Source organism: Lachnoclostridium phytofermentans (assembly GCF_000733755.1).
Lineage (GTDB): Bacteria > Bacillota > Clostridia > Lachnospirales > Lachnospiraceae > Lachnoclostridium > Lachnoclostridium phytofermentans_A.
Genome location: NZ_JPOF01000007.1, coordinates 291,664 through 309,312, shown reverse-complemented (window position 1 = coordinate 309,312; position 17,649 = coordinate 291,664). Strand labels below are relative to the sequence as shown.

14 protein-coding genes and 1 riboswitch are annotated in these 17,649 nt (G+C 35.1%); of the genes, 2 read left to right on the top strand and 12 right to left on the bottom strand.

Annotated features, from left to right (window positions below):
• Window positions 1-148: 148 nt before the first annotated feature.
• Window positions 149-1,885 (bottom strand): glycoside hydrolase family 13 protein, encoded by a 1,737-nt coding sequence (locus CC92_RS0117295; RefSeq protein WP_029501391.1) that lies wholly within the window; start codon window positions 1,883-1,885, stop codon window positions 149-151.
• Between the two features lie 176 nt (window positions 1,886-2,061).
• Here CC92_RS0117295 and CC92_RS0117290 point away from each other — a divergent pair, with 176 nt between their 5' ends.
• A complete protein-coding gene (locus tag CC92_RS0117290) occupies window positions 2,062-2,859 on the top strand; it encodes a LacI family DNA-binding transcriptional regulator (RefSeq protein WP_029501392.1) in 798 nt (265 codons plus the stop codon).
• Here CC92_RS0117290 and CC92_RS21890 read toward each other — a convergent pair whose 3' ends face one another.
• Complete coding sequence (locus CC92_RS21890; RefSeq protein WP_051650567.1) at window positions 2,860-4,359, bottom strand: InlB B-repeat-containing protein; 1,500 nt, start codon at window positions 4,357-4,359, stop codon at window positions 2,860-2,862.
• An 883-nt stretch (window positions 4,360-5,242) separates the two neighbouring features.
• Between CC92_RS21890 and CC92_RS0117280 the strand changes: the two genes are divergently transcribed.
• Entirely contained in the window at window positions 5,243-5,524 is a 282-nt protein-coding gene (locus tag CC92_RS0117280) for a hypothetical protein (RefSeq protein ID WP_029501394.1), read from the top strand.
• Window positions 5,525-5,643: 119 nt separating this feature from the next.
• Here CC92_RS0117280 and CC92_RS0117275 read toward each other — a convergent pair whose 3' ends face one another.
• From CC92_RS0117275 to CC92_RS0117230, 10 genes are all read right to left on the bottom strand, one after another.
• Entirely contained in the window at window positions 5,644-6,435 is a 792-nt protein-coding gene (locus CC92_RS0117275; RefSeq protein WP_029501395.1) for a gluconate 5-dehydrogenase, read from the bottom strand.
• 715 nt (window positions 6,436-7,150) lie between these two features.
• Complete coding sequence (locus tag CC92_RS0117270; RefSeq protein WP_029501396.1) at window positions 7,151-8,557, bottom strand: glycoside hydrolase family 5 protein; 1,407 nt, start codon at window positions 8,555-8,557, stop codon at window positions 7,151-7,153.
• A gap of 368 nt (window positions 8,558-8,925) precedes the next feature.
• Window positions 8,926-10,779, bottom strand: coding sequence for a DNA helicase RecQ (gene recQ, locus CC92_RS0117265; protein WP_029501397.1), 1,854 nt, complete (start codon window positions 10,777-10,779; stop codon window positions 8,926-8,928).
• A 306-nt stretch (window positions 10,780-11,085) separates the two neighbouring features.
• Window positions 11,086-11,826, bottom strand: coding sequence for an ABC transporter ATP-binding protein (locus CC92_RS0117260; protein WP_029501398.1), 741 nt, complete (start codon window positions 11,824-11,826; stop codon window positions 11,086-11,088).
• Between the two features lie 8 nt (window positions 11,827-11,834).
• Complete coding sequence (locus CC92_RS0117255; RefSeq protein ID WP_029501399.1) at window positions 11,835-12,857, bottom strand: ABC transporter substrate-binding protein; 1,023 nt, start codon at window positions 12,855-12,857, stop codon at window positions 11,835-11,837.
• A 135-nt stretch (window positions 12,858-12,992) separates the two neighbouring features.
• On the bottom strand, window positions 12,993-13,757 hold the full coding sequence (locus CC92_RS0117250) for an ABC transporter permease (protein WP_029501400.1): 765 nt from the start codon (window positions 13,755-13,757) through the stop codon (window positions 12,993-12,995).
• A complete protein-coding gene (locus CC92_RS0117245; RefSeq protein ID WP_029501401.1) occupies window positions 13,723-14,022 on the bottom strand; it encodes a thiamine-binding protein in 300 nt (99 codons plus the stop codon). Before CC92_RS0117245 ends, CC92_RS0117250 begins: the two co-directional genes overlap by 35 nt.
• Window positions 14,023-14,435: 413 nt before the next feature.
• A riboswitch (TPP riboswitch) is annotated at window positions 14,436-14,549 on the bottom strand.
• Between the two features lie 189 nt (window positions 14,550-14,738).
• Window positions 14,739-15,053: an L-rhamnose mutarotase gene (gene rhaM / locus CC92_RS0117240; protein WP_029501402.1), complete on the bottom strand. Its 315-nt coding sequence runs from the start codon at window positions 15,051-15,053 to the stop codon at window positions 14,739-14,741.
• Between the two features lie 2 nt (window positions 15,054-15,055).
• Complete coding sequence (locus CC92_RS0117235) at window positions 15,056-16,024, bottom strand: helix-turn-helix domain-containing protein (protein WP_029501403.1); 969 nt, start codon at window positions 16,022-16,024, stop codon at window positions 15,056-15,058.
• A gap of 279 nt (window positions 16,025-16,303) precedes the next feature.
• A complete protein-coding gene (locus tag CC92_RS0117230; RefSeq protein ID WP_029501404.1) occupies window positions 16,304-17,554 on the bottom strand; it encodes an L-rhamnose isomerase in 1,251 nt (416 codons plus the stop codon).
• Window positions 17,555-17,649: the final 95 nt, after the last annotated feature.

Below are 17,649 nucleotides of genomic sequence, written 5' to 3'. Positions count from 1 at the left end.
GCTGTTTCTTTTTTACAAATCAAAAGATAGTTCTAATGGAAAACTTCATAGTGCTCCTTTCGTAATAATCAATGATCTATAGGAATATAGTCCTTAATCCTGTAATCAAATTTACGTTGTTATTGAATCAAAAAAACATTTTTAATAATCACAAAAGGTTATCAAATAGAGTTTTCAAGATAACAAAGCCACCTTTACCTAAAACTCCATTCTGATACCCATTCGAGGCAACCATATTGTACTCTTTCTCTAATGATGGATACAATGAATCCAGCTCTTCATCTAGGCATCCAGCATTATAAAGCAACGTAATACTCTCTGTTTTTAGATATCTTTCTAATAAAAATACCTCACCGACTGCTTCCATCTTGATTTCTCCTTCTTGTAAAGAAGCTTCTTTTTTTAGGGCTAACACTTTCCGAATCGTAGATCTCACAGTGAAATCCCAATTTGTTTCCTCCCACTCAAAAGTACGTCTGCTATCCGGATCGTAACCACCTTCCATACAGATTTCTGTTCCATAGTAGATGCAAGGGACTCCAAGAAAACAGGTTGCAATCGCAATCGCTGCAAGTAACTTATTCTTATCCTTATTGATCTCCGTAAAAAATCGATGGGTATCATGAGAATCCAAAAGATTTAGCATCATTTCATTCACCGCTTGTTTGTTACGCACTAGGATTTCATTTAATTTATATACAAAGTCCTGTGTACGAAATCTGTCAAATGCAAAATAATCAAGACATGCTTTGGTGAAAGAATAATTCATGATACTATCAAACTGGTCACCCATCAAAAATGGATAAGCATCATGCCAGTTTTCACCAATTATAACACAATCTTCTCTTATTTTCTTTACCTCTTTTCGAAACAAACGCCAAAAGTCATGAGAGATTTCATCGGCTACATCAAGCCTCCATCCATCAATATCAAATTCTTTGATATAATAGCAGGCTATATCAATTAAAAACTTACGTACCTCTTCCTTTGATGTATTTAGCTTTGGCATATATTCGCAAGCACCAAAACATTCATAATTGCATGGATTGGTAGTCACCGTGTCTCCATATATAAAAAACCAGTCATAATACTCGGATTCTTTTCCCTTATTTAAGACATCTTGAAACTGCATCATTTGGTTGCTGCAATGGTTAAACACAGCATCAAGGACAATTCGAACTCCCTTTTCATGAGCTTTGATTACTAGTTCCTTTAAATCTTCTTTCGTACCGAATTGCGGGTCTATTTCTTTATAATCAATGGTATCGTACTTGTGGTTTGATATGGATTTAAATATTGGTGTCAGATAAATGGTATTTGCACCAAGATCTACGATATAGTCAAGTTTCTTAATAATTCCCTTTAAATCGCCACCAGCAAAGCTTTTCGGTGACGGTCTCTCCCCCCAGGAAAGGTTGATATAACTTTTATCTTTCTGCTCGTTTGCCATAAGAAATCGATCAACAAAAATCTGATAAAATACAGCACTCTTCATCCATTCCACGGTTTCATGAACATCCTCTTTGCTGATATAAGGGAGCTGAAAAAAATTATAAAATCCTAAGTTAAAATCATACTCCTTTGTAACGCCATCTTCCGAGAAATAAAATCTTCCCTCGTTGGTATCTAATGCAAAAATATATGCAAAACGAACATCATCTAAATCTAGTTTTGTTTCATAGTAATCAAAATAACGATCACTGTATTTTTTCACCATCATAGTTTCCTTACGGGCTATATGAAACTCATATTTGCAGGCATGAAGAACCGAGACCTTATGGAATGGCTCTCCTTTCATCACCCGAAGCCTTATGATAATTTGCTTTGCACCAACAGGAAAGCAAAAATTAGAGTCAGGTTTATGTAACAGTGCGTGTTCATTCATAATTTCCTCTATTCTTGCGCATTTTTGCGCATAATCAACTTTGTACTAAGGTAATGCATTTTTAAATCAAAGGTATCTCATAAATCCTTTTCTATCTCCACGTACCTAAATAGTGAATCCTTTTGTATTGTAAATGTTTTCTTGACAATAACTTTTAAAATAGGTATAAATAAGACATGAAGACTAAAATAACAATAAAAGACATAGCACGGGAAGCTGGTGTATCCATTGCAACCGTATCCTATGTGCTCAACAACAAAACAGAAGAGAGAATCAGCGAAGAAACCAGAAAGAAAGTTCTTCAAATAATCAATCTTTTAAACTATACTCCGAATAAATCTGCGAAAGCACTTGCTTCAAACAAAAACGGGAACATTGCAGTTTACCTACCTGCCAGTGTTTCTCCCTTAAAACAAGCAGAACAGCTTCATTTTCTACATACTTTCGCCAATGTGCTTAAAAGCTATGACTATCATCTTACACTCCTTAGTCCAGCGGACTTTTCTCAAGTAGATAATTCTGATGCCATTATCTGTTACGATGTTTCTAAGGAGGAGTTTTCAAAGCTTGGAAATAACAATTTCATTCCCTTGCTTGCAGTTGATTGTATCATTGATGATCCTTTGTTTTTTCAGGTTTTATTCGATTATGAGAAACTCTTATCTGAAACTAACACTTATTTTGCTGGTGAAGAATTTATCTTCGCCTCCTTGGAAGTTGTTAATGTCCAATTGAAGTCCATGCTTGAAAAACTATTTCCTCACATAGTTTTCCTTCAATCTGTTAAGGACTTTAAAGCTTTGTATGGTAAAAATGTACTTGTAACGGAAGACACATTATATCAATTGCTAAAGGAGGATTGTAATATTTATTATCAGCCTTCCGCTACAAATAACAAAATACAAAAGCTTTATGAATGCATGGAACTAGCCATGGGACGAGTACAAATTACGAGCCACAATATTCTAGTTTGATTATTTCGAAGGAGTAAATGTAATCTCTTCTGTATACGCATTAAACGTCACTGTATAGGTATTGGAAGATTTTGCGATCGTATTCGCATTGGCGGCACCGTTTGATTCAAAGTCAGCATTGGCATTGGTCTCCTCGGCTGCCGTCAAATAATTATAATTATAGAAAAGAACTCTCTCACTTCCATTCATACTCTGCATTCCAAACTCATCTCCAGCTGCAACTGTAAATTCTTTTAAAACGTACAGATTAGAGCCTTCTTCCGTTTCTACAAGTTGATAGTCAGGATTTCCTTCTGTTCCCCATGAAGTATTATTAAAAGAACCTTTCATGAAATAGTCGTACTTCGGTAAAAATTGTGAAGTATCGCAGGTTGCTGATAATAACTTCGTTACTGGATCATAGGTTAAGGTATAAAGTCCATTCTCTTTTGCAACCATATTATAGCTATCGGTCTTATCAAATAAAGCTTGTGATTTTTCATCTAAATTACTGAAGCGAAGATACTCAGAACCGACAGTAGTAGCTCCATTTGCAGTCACCATAGAAGTAAATAAAAATTCTTCTCCTTGTTTTAATGCGATTACTAAGGTATGTACTCCGTTCTCTTCCTTCATTCCTGTTTTATCCGTATAAACATCCTTCCAATTTGTAATTCCAGAACCTTTGATATAATAATTCATGATAATATCGATTGCTGCTTCTTTCACATCTCCATTATAGGTCCAGGTTATCGTGTCATATGGATTAACATTAAATTTCTCTTTCGACTCCTCCGTATAGTTCGCATTATCTGATTCATAGGTATCTTCTGCTGGATGAGTGGTTAACACAAATGTATAGTTCCCGGTTACTCCAACTTTTATATTGGAGCGCTTTACAGTACTATCTCCATATGCTCCGGAATTTACAAAGTACTCGACACCATCCTTATTAATTGTAGTTAAGTAACCGTATCCCCTTTGATTTTCCCAGGAAGTGTTGATTACAAACTGAAACTCATCCCCTTCAAGAAGATCAAGTGTAATCGTATACTCATTCTTATCCGCAGATTTCGTCAACTTGTGCTCTGAATTTATAACTTCACCCCAACTAGATGTAATTAATAATGGACTTTTACCACTACCTACAACAGCATATTCTCTGGTATCAGCTTGAAACTTCACAAAACCACCAAATACTTTTGTATCCTTCGTTATTGCAGTTGTAAAATCAAATGCATGGCTCATTTGAGGGGTTGCAAACCAACCTACAAATTCATAGCCATCTTTTAATGGTGTGTAATCTTTTACCAAGCTACCCGATTCGATGGTTTCTGTATTTAATACCGTTGTTCCGTCTGCATCATAGAAGGTAACTGTAACTTCATTTTTCACCGAACCTACATTTGGGTCTGTGTCAATCTTTTGATCGGTTTCCTTTTCTTTTTTTGCACATCCGGCAAACATTAGCATCATCATAAGAACTACCATCATGCAACAAATCATCTTACTCTTTTTCATAAATTCCTTCCTCTCCTTTTCTTAAATAACTTTTAATTTAAATTTGTGTTGCTAAACTTTTTAAGTGCTTAACTTTCTTTATTTCTTAACTTTTTGTGTGCTCAACTTTCTGGTGGCTTAACTTTTCGATGACTTAACTTTCTGTGTGGCTCAACTTCCTGTGTGGCTAAACTTTCTGTGTGGCTTAACTTTCTGTGTGGCTCAACTTTCTGTGTGGCTCAACTTTCTGTGTGGCTAAACTTCCTGTGTTGTTTCACTGTTGCTTAATTTGTTGTGTTACTTAACATTTATGTACTTATAAAAATCGCACTGTCGCTTTCCTATTGTTTTAGCAATACTTAAGCGTTTAATCATTGTAGTAAAAATAAGAAAAAGCACGCATCACGAACTTTTTCAATTCACGAATAGAACCACTTAATCGTTTAAGTTAAATCTATCATGTTTTATTCTATATGTCAATATATCCTTGTTAAAATAATTATTTTTTAAGCATTATGTACAACTAAAGCAAATACTAGCAACATAAATTAAAGAAAGATGTTTCCTTAAACATAATATGGTACAATATAGATAAAAGATGTATCATTATCACATTTATAAAATAAATATTCTACATCTCAATGATACAATCAGAACATCTACTTATCTCTTTCATAAATATTAATAGTTCTTTTAAAAAAATATGGACACCTCGTACAGACCTATTGTTATTAACTTGATGTTAGTTCGGGGAATTATCTAACAAGCAGTCGGAGACATATTCTTACCAAATAATGTATAGTTTCACACCTTTGAATAACGAATTTTATTCTAAGTTTCGATACATAAAATAAACAATCCTATTAAATATCAGAATACACATTATAATAAAGGAGTTAACACAATGGATATGATGACTATATCTTCAGAAAATCGACACCTAATAAATGAATTCATAAGCACTCATTGGTTTTCAACTGATATTGTTGTACGTGGGGAACTCGTCGATATGACAATAATAGATGGTTTTGTTATGTTTGAGAAGGATAACATTATTGGATTAATAACCTATCGAATTATTGAAGGAGAATGTGAAATTATGTCTCTAGATAGTTTAAAAGAAAAACAAGGAATTCTACCACTGAGACATGAAATTGAGTTTGCAATGAATTTAGACAATAAATAAAAAGAGCCAAATTTCTATTTCATTTTCATAGAAACTTAGCCCTTAATAATAAAACTTTTATCCCTATATAAGCTTTGTATTAAATAAAGATAGTTTATAGAAATCTTTTTGTTTAGAAACTAATATTTGGGCTGCTTACCAATCGTAGCAAGAATTCCGCCATCCACATAAAGGATGTGGCCATTTACAAAGTCAGATGCTTCCGATGCTAGAAATACCGCTGGACCTGTCATATCATCAGGAGTCCCCCACCTCGCTGCTGGAGTTCTTCCGATAATAAAATCGTTAAACGGATGACCCTCATTACGAAGTGCTGCGGTCTGAGAGGTTTCGATATACCCTGGACCTAGACCATTGCATTGTATGTTATACTCTCCATATTCCGATGCAATATTCTTTGTAAGCATCTTTAAACCGCCCTTAGCAGCAGCATAGGCTGAAACTGTCTCACGTCCTAATTCGCTTGTCATCGAACAAATATTAATTATTTTACCATGACCTTTTTTAATCATACTTGGGATTACAGCCTTAGATAGAATAAATGGTGCATTCAAATCTACATCTACTACTTCACGAAATTCCTCTGCTGTCATTTCACACATTGGAATTCTCTTAATAATACCAGCATTATTTACTAAAATATCAATAACACCTACTTCATGTTCAATCTTTTCTATCATTTCTTGAACTTGATCCTCGTTTGTAACATTACAAATATAACCATGTGCATTGATTCCATCTTTTTTATAGTTTTCTAATGCACCATCCACTGAAGACTGACGTGATCCATTTACAACTATCGTTGCACCCGCATCCGCATATGCTTTTGCAATAGCATACCCGATTCCATGAGATGCACCAGTAATTAATGCTACTTTCCCTTTTAATGAAAACTTCTCTGTAAAACTCATAGTTATCTCCATCTACGCGATGCGACGCGTATTTTATCTTTGTTAAACACGCATATTTGTTCAACCTTTTTTCTTATGTAACCATTCTGTAAGCCTTATTATAGCTAGCTTCCCCTTTCCCTTCCATCTAATACCTATATAAAACAAGAAAAAGCACGCGTTTCGAATCTTTTCCTTATCATGATAAAAAAGAAGACCTGTGTCGTCTAGGCACAAGTCTTGTTAACAATAGTTACTTACTAACACCTTTCAATAGAATGTGGGGAAATTGTTCTTTACTTTCACTCTCTGTTTCCTTAAATTCTGCATCATCCATTTTACGGTATATGCCGCTATCTGTCAATTCTATAAATTTGAACTTATAATTTCATGTTAAAATATTAAGTGACATGTGATACCTACATAAACCGAAAGGATTCCCAAGAACTTATCAATCGTACAGGAGTAGTTGTTAACATTGGGCTTGCATAAGTGTTTTTATTACCAAAATACTTCCTTTCAGCAATTATGAAAGGGACAGGAAAATTAATCCCCCGCCCCAGTTTTTCGTACTAAATAAGATTTTTGTCAAGCCACACAACTAAAAGAGCTTGACTTTCATCATCAGTATAAGATGCTACTTTGTGGTTTTACCCTAGTTATACTCTCGATTTTACCCTATTTTATACTCTCTGTTTGAACCCATTCTTTATTTTTAATTTATCTATTTAGTTGTTCACTTTCCATAATATTGTCCTAAGGAGATACCGTTTGCACCAAGTGGTATCTGATGATCTAGACCGACAAATTTTCCACTTGACTGCCATAATGCTGGTTTTAACAATGCATATTTTGCTTCATCCCAAGTTTTCCAATCATATCCTAGTAAGCCTCCCGTATCCCCTGAGTTCGGATTGATACACCAGAATGTGTGGTGGATACGATTATTTACTATATAATCTCTTAATAATGTCATCCATCTCTGGTTCTTTCCTCCATCCATGTGTCCTCCCCACTCACCAATGAAAAGTGGTGCAATACCTTTATCATTAATATATGCCCAAGTATTATACCAATAATCATCTAATAAGGTCTGCGTTGTAAAATCTTTGTCAAACCAAGGCTGGTTATATACGGAAGGACCATAGTCATGAGGCGAATATACAATCTGGCTGTTGAGGGTACCAATATTAATAGGATAGTCCTTTACTCCTCTTAAATTCCCCCCCCACCAAGCACTATACCATGGAGATTGCTCCGCAGTAGCTCCCCATACATCCGGTGTATTATAGTTAAATCCTTTTTCCGTTTTCGGATATTGTTCAACCCCTTCAATCATGATTAACAGTTTAGGGTTTTTAGCAAGGATTGCTTTCGCACATCTTTCCGCAGCATATTTCCAATTGTTTTCGTCTGTGGAGTTATCCCATTTTGCCATATTCGTCGGTGTTGTAGAACTATATCCCCTCTGTCCGTGTGGTTCATTTTTTATATCAAATGCAAGAATAGTATCGTCATTTTTATATTTATCTGCCAGCCATGCCTGAGTATTAATCCACTTTTCCGTCGTTATTTCACCGGCAGTAGTCGTAGTTAATCCATACCATAATGGGTAGTTATGACCAGAATTATTGGAATCCGGACTATGAACATCTACCATTACCTTAATTCCCAACTGCTTGCAATATCCCATAATAATATCAAAGATTTCCATGCTATTTTTGACACTATTGGTTGCAGGATCATAAAAATCTGGGTTACATACATAATACGGCGGATTATTGACAGCAGTCACACTTGAAACTTTATTCGGTTTTCCAACCATCCAACTATACAAAAGTTCTGTTGATATTGGAATTCTCAAAAAACCAATTCCTTTGTTAGCAATATTCGTTAACATATCCTTAATATCATACCATGCACCATGAAGTACATTTTCCGTACAGTTAAACCCAAACCAATTCGCACCAGTTAACCAGACCTCATTACCATTCATGTCATAAATTTTATTGCCTACACAATGCAACCAATCATCGTTATTCGTATCCGCAGCATATACCTTTTGACCAACATTAAAACAGCAGGTCGTTAAAATAATCGCTATAGTCATCATCAATGAAACCATTCTTCTGACTTTAGTCATAATAAGCACCCCTTTTCCTATTATTTTATATTGCTCCCTATATAAGTGATCTCCTAAAAATAACACCTCCCCGATATTTATTTTCTAAAAATCATTCGCCCTTACCTGTCACCCCCTCCTACTAAAGCTTAATGATGTTCTTTTATACTAATTATGAAATTAATAAAAATGAAGTAGCTAAAATCTTACTTTATTGCCTTTTATAATTAATACATACTTCTAGAGAATTACTCTTCTTCTATACAGTATGTCCTAAACTTATATTTATTCCATTATTTACAATTTTGATAAGCAAAACAAGAAAAAGCACGCTTCGTGAACCTTTTCTTGTAAATAAAACAGGCGAGCTTAATCGCTCACCTGTTTCTCTATTTCTTCTCCGTATTACTCTGAAACCTACGAATCACCTCTTCAAACTGTTCTCCATACTTTTCATACTTTATTTCACCAACTCCTGTAATCTCAAGCATTTCTTCTTTCCTAGTCGGTAAAGTCTGACTCATCTGAAGTAATGTCTTATCTCCAAAGATAATATATGGTGGAACTTTTTCTTTTCTCGCGATGGATAGACGTAAGACACGAAGTTCATCAAAAAGTTTATCATTCGTATCCAAAGAGAATACTGCTTTCTTCTTACTGTTATTACGTGTTTCTGAGCTTTTTTCCTTTTTCTTTTGCTCCTTAGAAACCTTTAGTTCAATCGTTTCTTTCTGTTCTAATAATTCCTTACCCTGTGCTGTTACTTTCACAATTGAAAATTCTGAATTGGTTAGTTCTAGATAACCACTTAGCACAAGATGATTCATAATTTGTTTCAGTCTAGGTATTGTTATATCTGCTAACGAATTATAACTAGGATATTCCTCAAGCCGAAACTGTTTTATTTTCGCAGACTTACTGCCATGTACTGCATCAACAATCGTCATTAACCCAAACCGTTGCCTTGTTTCTAATACACACTGAATTAATTTAATACTGGTTTCAGTAATATCAATACTTTCATATTCGGTCAAACAATTGGAACAATCCCCACAAGCTTTTTCTGATTTCTCACCAAAATACTTTAAAATATAATGACGTAAGCAATCATTTGTAACACAATAAAATGTCATTTTCTTTAGGCGTTCTCGGTCTCTTACCTTTACTGCCTCTAACATTTCATCGGTTAACTCCTCATTCTCACGATTGTTTTCAATAAATAACTGATTGGTAATTACATCTTGCCCACCATATAACAGGATACATTCCGCACGCTCTCCATCTCTTCCAGCACGCCCTGCCTCTTGATAGTAGCTCTCTATGTTTTTGGGCATGTTATAATGAATAACAAACCGAACATTAGACTTATCAATTCCCATTCCAAACGCATTCGTCGCCACAATGATTGGTTTCACATCATAGATAAAATCATCCTGATTTTGATGTCTTTCTGCATCACTTAACCCAGCATGATATCTAGTTACTGGATATCCCTCTTGTTCTAAACGCAGTGAAACCTCTTCCACTGCCTTTCTTGTAGCACAATAAATAACACCACTCATATTCCGATGTTCCTTCAGATAGGAATCTAATTCAGCATATTTGTCTTTGGGACTTTTTACTGCAAAATACAGATTCTTACGATCAAATCCAGTCGTAACCACCGTAGCCTTCTGTAATCCAAGTAATCGAATCACATCCTCTTTTACTTCTTTCGTCGCAGTTGCTGTAAATGCACTAACAATTGGACGTACTGGCAATTGATTTATAAAATCAATGATTTTTAAATAACTCGGACGAAAATCTTGTCCCCACTGAGATACACAGTGAACCTCATCAATACTTAACATTGAAATATCAGCTTGCTTGGCAAAATCAAGAAATTCCTCTGTTAGTAATCTCTCTGGTGCCACATAGATTATTTTATATCGTCCTTCTCTCGCATAAGATAATGCCAGTCGGTATTGATTTGCAGTTAAAGAGCTATTTAAGTAGGCAGCATGCACTCCCATTTGATTTAACGTACCTACTTGATCCTTCATTAAAGAGATTAACGGAGATACTACTAATGTTATTCCAGATAATATAAGTGCAGGAACTTGAAAACACACGGATTTCCCTGCTCCCGTTGGCATTATACCAAACGTATCCTTACCTGATAAAATGCTGTCTATCAATTCTTCCTGACCATCACGAAAGGTATCATAACCATAGTACTTTTTTAAAATTTGTTCTTTGTTCAATTACGGTTCCTCATTTCAAATCTTTTAGAAGCTATAACTTCTATCCTTATAACCATTGTAAACTACTGGGTATGGAACGTCAATTCGACAAAAGTGAGAAGTTTTTACTAATTTCTGAACAAAATGCTGAGTCAAAGCGGATATTTTCAATCCTTTTACACTACCAGCTCTATCTCATTTCTACTACATGGTATTTCTGAAGGAGCTCTCACTCCTACTGAAAAAGGGAAGTCCCCCGCTTACAAAAGCGCGGGACTTCCCTGATAAAGTTATATTATTTCCTTCTTGTACTATTGGCTATTTTACTTATTCTTGTAAACTCTCTAAAATTTCCTTCTTATAGTTAAGAAACTCTGAGGTTAATAAAAATTCATCGTCTCGTGGTCGTTTCTCTTCAATCTTAATTTCCTTCGTTATCTGTCCGGGTGAACCCGTCAGAAGATAGATACGGTCCGATAACAGAATAGCTTCATCAATATCATGGGTGATAAATAATGTGGATAGTTTAATTTTTTCCATGATTTCTAAATACCAGCGATGAATTTTGCCTTTTGTTATCATATCAAGAGCACTAAATGGTTCATCTAGTAACGCGACCTGATCTGAAAATAAATATGTTCGTAGTAATGCTGCTCGCTGTCTCATACCTCCAGATAAACTAGCAGGATAGAGCTTTTGTGTACCTTCTAATCCAAATTCCTCAAAATATTCTGCTACCTTATTTCTGGCATCTCGCTTTTTCATTCCTTTTATGATTAATGGTAAGGATACATTATCCTCAATCGTCTTATATGGCAGTAACAAATCTTTTTGAAGCATATAGCTGATATTGCCAGCTTGGTTTGTTACCTCGTTTCCTTCTAACATCACTTCACCACAATCAGGTGCTAATAACCCTGCTATAATATTGAAAAGCGTTGTTTTACCTGCTCCACTAACACCCAGAAGACAAACTAACTCATTTTCTTTTAATACCACTGAGACATCTTTTAATACTTCTTTCTCTCCAAATGATTTGGAAATATTCCGAATTGTTAATTTATTCATGTTCCTGCCTACTCTGGTAAATACTCGTTTGTAAAACCTGTGTTTTCAGGTATCTTTGTTTCCACAAGATTATTGTCATTTAACCAGTTATAAAATGCATTCCAGCGGTTTGGATCAATATATCCCCAACGACTTACTTCCGCTTTATATTCTTTTGATAACCACTCCTGACTCTCTTTTACAATATCTGCATCTAGTTCTGGTACTGCTGTAAGTAATAGTTCCGCAGCATCTGCCGGATTTTCAATTGCATATTCATAACCATTTTTTAAGGCTCGGAAAAATGCTTTTGCTGTGTCAGCATCTTCCTTTAAGAATTCATTGTTAGCAATAACAACCGGTGTATAGTAATCAAATACAGGGTTAATATCCTTAAAAGCAAAATAATCTGTCTCTAATCCCTTTACCTTGGTTGCAATTCCTCCCCACGCATAGAATATCCAGATAGCATCGACTGATTTTGTTTTAAGTGCAGTTACCTCGTCTGTTACCGTGCTTGGTATTAGATTCACTTTACTAAAATCACCACCATCTACTTCAACTACATTTTTCATCATAGCTTTTTCAATATCCAAATCCCAAGTGGCATAATTTTTACCTTCTAATCCTTTTGGAGTGTCCATTCCTTCTCCCTTACGACTTACAATACCTGAGGTGTTATGCTGTATTAAAGCTGCACATACGGTAATTGGTAATGTGGAATCTCCCACAATTGCAGGAATTATCGTATCCTGACAAGAGATTCCAAACTGTGCCTTCCCGCTTGCTACTAATGCCTCTGCTCCATCTTCAGGTGGCTGAACAATTGTCACGTCAAGACCCTCTTCTGCAAAATATCCTTTGGTTTGAGCCACATATAAACCAGTATGATTTGTATTTGGTGTCCAATCCAATACGAAGGTAATCTTTTTTAGATCTTTGGAATTATTATTTCTTACATCACTATCTTTTTTACCACAAGCTGTCATAGCTGTAAATGTTGTTGCAACTAAGATAAGTGCAAGGATACGTTTTAAAAACTTATGTCTCATTTGTTTCTCTCACTTTCTTATAGAATCGAAGCTTGACTCTTAATCTTTGCATTGTTGAAACTTATTTTTGTAGAGCCTTTATGCTCTATCTAGAGTTTTATTCTCTATTTAGAGCGTTATGCGCTATATAGATTTTTACTTTTCTTCCCATGGCATGCAACGTCTTTTTAAATATCCTACTAACTTCATAAGTAATAAACTTATTGCTGATATCAAAAAGATAACCGCGAACATTTTATCAAAAGCATAGGATTTTTTAACGCGTGTCATATAAACACCAAGCCCTTTAAAACCTCCAAGCCATTCTGATATCACTGCACCTACAATAGAGTAAGATACTGATATTTTTAAACTGGCAAAAAAGTAACTTAAGGAACTGGGCAATTTGATTTGATAAAATATCTGGAATTTCGTTGCCCCCATTGAGCGCAACAACTGAACAGCATCTTTATCCGCAGAATGAAACCCATCTAAAAGTCCTACTGTGATTGGGAAAAAGGTTACTATGATGATAAGAACTATTTTGGGCGCTATTCCATAACCTAACCATAATACTAAAAGTGGAGCTATTGCAACGGTAGGAACGGTTTGTGTTATTACAATTACCGGATAAATTGCTTGATAAACTTTAGGAAATCTCTCCATCCAAACCGCAATCAAAAATCCTAGTAAAGTTCCTAAGATTAAACCAAAAAATGCTTCTACTAGAGTTACTCTCATATGTGACATTAAGAGTGGAAACTCATTTAGGAAGGCTACGATAACTTCCGCCGGGGATGGAAGCATATACTTTGGCACCAGTCCAATGCTTGAAACTATCTGCCAGAGAACTAAGATACCTATAATGGCACTGAAAGAAGGTAGTTTAGTCCTGATGGTGTTTTGTAACTTTTTTCTCAATGGTTAATACATCTCCTTCTGGGCGATAAGTCACCTTTATGTAAGCAGCAACAGAAGGCGCACCCGCGCGAATTGCTATATGCTGACATTCTTTTACGATTTCCATTAATTCATCATAATCACCTTCAATGGCTGTTTCAAATGGCCCAACATAACAATTTAAACCAGTACTTTTGATGTAGGCTATTACCTCATCTACGATACGTATTAATTCCTCATCATTCTTTGCTTCTGGTAATGTTTGAATCGCTACACTTGCATTCATTTTATTATCTCCTTTCTTTTCGGGTATTCGTGTATGAAAATTTATTTCGCAATCACTCCTTGCATAGCATATCTGCCAAAGATAACTTATTGTTAAAAATACTGTAGAACACTTGCTCTTAATTTTCTCACGCCCCGAGAGGAAGCCATTCTAAGGCTTCAAAAATGATTTCATGTAAAAGAGTATTATCTTTCACACTATGGTTACTATCCGCACTTCTTTTTATTTTTAAATAGATGCAGATTAAACTTACTGAGCGTTGGAACGATTCCTTTACGCTCGGTATTTGGAATGGATATGGTTTGCGAAGCGAATTTGCATCACAAATGGAGTATTTTCTTTTATTAATGTGAACGCAATTTCTATACAATAAAAAAACTCCCTTTGATATCCAAAGGGAGCTACAACTCAAAAATAAAAGTAATAAAACTCCCTCCGCTGGCATGATCCAGATCAGGTGATAGGGTCAAGAACATTTTCGTAGTTCTAATCTCAGCCAAATTCGTTTGGCACCCCTGTTTCTTTTTCCAACTCAATTTTACTTTAAATTTTTAATTTGTCAATATGTAATTTAAATATTGTCTAAGATGTAATTTAAATATTGTCCAAGAATCTGATTTTTTATCTCACGTATTGTTAGTAATTGAATCATTATTTTTCGTCAGTATGAAAACAAAAAAAGCAGAAGGATTTTCTTCCCTCTGCCTCTTTTATTTTTAATCGAGATGAAACACATTCTTTAATGAAACACTTACTGGACTATTATCTGGATTCGTTTCCATAATGTCAGCCATAAATGCCCACCATTTCTTACAAATCTCTGTCTCAGCGGACTTATCCCACTTTACTTCGTCCTCTAATTCTATGTACCCATAGAGCACATTGGTCTCTTCATCTAAAAATATAGTGTAATTGCTACCACCATACTCATGAATCATTTCTTTCATTTCAGGCCATAATTCATTGTGGCGTTTCTCGTATTCTTTTGCTTGTCCTTCAAATAACTGCATTTTAAATGCTTTCCGTACCATTACTAAGTCCTCCTATTATTTTCTCGATATTCCTTTGGTGACATATGATATCGCTCCTTGAATTTTCGATGAAAGAAACTGTTATTCTCATATCCTACTGCAACAACGATATCAGTAATAGATAGTTTAGTATCTACCAACAGTGACATGGCAACCCTAAAACGCTTCTCTTGTAATAGTTCTCTGAATGACTTTCCAGTTTTACTTGCGATTAATCGACTTAAAGAAGATAGCGATAAGCTTAGCTTCTTTGCCAATTCCGTTAGGCTTGCTGTTTGATAGTTAATCTCGATATAATTAACCGCAGCTTTAGCTATAACATCCTCATAGCTATTGGGAGAACCAGCTTTTAACGAATCCGAGTACTTTACCAGATATAAAAACAAAAGTCCCATGACACGTTGATTAATCATATCATTGTCTGAAGTATCATGAACTAAGGAATATACTAAGTTTTCTAACAAATTCTCAATTTCAAGGATTCCCTTCACTTTAAAATGAAGGTATTGTTCTTTATGAGAGGCATTTCGTAAGATTCCAACTAAAAACTCCCCCAAAACATTGTCCTTTTGAATCATCGTAAAACTGACATCAAAAAAACGTGGTAAGATAATCAAATTAATTGCGATATCCTCTTTCGAAGCCTCCTTTATGGCATGATAAGTATGCTGATTAAGAAATAGTAAATCCCCCTCCTCAAGAACTACTGTCACATCATTAATAATGTGAGTTAGAGTTCCCTTACAGACATAAACTACTTCGATGTAATCATGTTTATGTTTTGGAAAATCAATAAAACGAGTATGGGGACGAATCGTAATTAGCTGCTCTTCCTCTAACATCTTATTTTTTTGAATTACAAAATCCTTACTCGAAGTGTAGCGCTCTTTTTCCACTTCTTTTTTTACGTTTATAATACGCTTTTCTTCTTCTGTAATCCGAGAAAGAATCTGAATCAATTCTTGGTTCATCGATCATCCTCCTGGGTAACTATATGGTAGGTAATATATCCTAAAGTCGCATCTATACGCTTCATTATGTTTCGAATGGTAAGCATAAATAAGAAAAAGGATGCTTATGAACTTTTTCTTGTCATGAATTAATACCATTCTACCTTGTTGATATTATTATTCTTCTTACCTCTATTATAGTTAACCCTGAGAGTTTTGTCTATCGAACAATCATATAATGATTAGAATGGGGCATTTTGCATTTTCTATGCATAAGCCCCATTTTCAAATGTACTTATTTTATTGTCTCTTTAATAAAACTTCTTCCTCATAGGTCGAAACCTTAGCATACCACTCTTCCTTCACTGGAACATTGTTTATTTCACAGAAATAATCCCAAACATCACCGAATGGATATGACTTAAGTTCTTCCTGCTGCATTAGTAACTCTGTAAATCTACCATCATTTTGAAGTTGCTTTAATTTATCGTTAGGTGTCAATAATGCATATAATAAGGATTTTTGCATATTTCTCATACCAATCGTCCATGCTGCAACACGGTTAATACTTGCATCAAAGAAATCAAGGGCTAGGATAACACGATCAAGTGCATCATTTCTGATTACTTCTTTTGCTATTTCTCTCGTTTCATCATCGAATAACACAACATGGTCACTATCCCAGCGAACAGGTCTTGTAACATGAAGTGCGATTTTATCTGCAAATAGTAACATGGAAGAAATCTTGTCCGATACCACTTCCGTTGGATGATAATGTCCATTATCCATAAGGCTTAAAATTCCATTCTTTGCTGCATAGTTAATACAGAACTCACTAGATCCTACAGTATAAGACTCTACACCAATACCAAATACCTTAGATTCTAGAGCAACAATAACCTTATTCTTGTCATAACCAATGCTAAGAATTTGATCAAGAGAATCTTTAAAACGTGCTCTTGGAGAAAGACGATCTGCTGGAATATCTTTATATCCGTCTGGAATCCAAATATTCATCACACAAGGTTGACCTAATTCGGTTGCAAAATACTCAGAGATACGAATACAAGCTTTCCCATGATCTATCCAAAACTTACGGATTTCTTCATCTGGAGAGGAAAGCGTAAATTGACCTGCCTTTGGATGGGAGAAGAATGTTGGATTAAAATCTAATCCTAACCCTCTCTCCTTTGCGAATTCAACCCATTTTGCAAAATGTTTTGGCTCTAATTTATCACGGTCAGCAAATTCTCCATTTTCAAAAATTGCATAATTTGCATGTAAGTTAATTTTATGTTTTCCAGGTACCATCGATAATACCATATCGATATCTGCCATTAACTCTTCAGGTGTTCTAGCCTTACCAGGGTAGCTTCCTGTTGCTTGGATACCACCAGATAGAGGTCCGTCGTTATCAAATCCAGTTACGTCATCCCCCTGCCAGCAGTGCATCGAAATCGAAATTCCTTTTAAGGTTTCTAGTGCCTGATCGGTATCAACACCAAGTTTACCATAGATCTGTTTTGCCATATCATATCTTTCTTTTATCATTTTTTTACTCCATTCTTGCGTATTTTTACGCATATTTCATTGTTCTTCGCGCTAATATAGTGAAATACTCATTATTGTATAGGTAGATCGTAACC